A 510-nucleotide genomic window follows, 5' to 3' on the forward strand; every position below is an offset into this window, starting at 1 on the left:
CTCACGCTTATCGGCTGTAAATTAAAGACAGACTCAGGGGTCTGTAGCTCAGTCGGTTAGAGCACCGTCTTGATAAGGCGGGGGTCGTTGGTTCGAATCCAACCAGACCCACCATTGTCTGGCGGTAGGTACCTGAGGGAATCTGTACTCATGGGGGCATAGCTCAGCTGGGAGAGCACCTGCTTTGCAAGCAGGGGGTCGTCGGTTCGATCCCGTCTGCCTCCACCAATCCTCAATGACAAGTGTTCGACGTCGTCGAATTTTTGTCATTGGCGATTGAGCCAGTCAGAGGATATCAACAGATATCGGCTGTCGTTCTTTAACAATCTGGAAGAAGTAAGTAATTTGGATAGCGGAAGCGTCTTTGAGATGGACGTGGAAACTATCCGGGTTGTGATTGTATCGATGTATCTCAAGATGATTCGAACTCTATGTTTGACTCAATTGGAATACGGCACAACGCGAGAACTCAACCTGTAGCGGCTGTCGAGAGACAGACTCGTTATAGGG

Annotated in this window: 2 tRNA genes; both read left to right on the top strand. The window is 49.6% G+C overall.

Features of this window, described 5'->3' with window-relative positions:
- Positions 1–37: 37 nt before the first annotated feature.
- Positions 38–114: transfer RNA gene (locus LGN10_RS33440), tRNA-Ile, on the top strand.
- A 38-nt stretch (positions 115–152) separates the two neighbouring features.
- A tRNA-Ala gene (locus tag LGN10_RS33445) sits at positions 153–228 on the top strand.
- The last annotated feature ends 282 nt before the right edge of the window (positions 229–510 follow it).

This window comes from Burkholderia sp. AU32262, from assembly GCF_020419985.1.
Classification (GTDB): domain Bacteria; phylum Pseudomonadota; class Gammaproteobacteria; order Burkholderiales; family Burkholderiaceae; genus Burkholderia; species Burkholderia semiarida.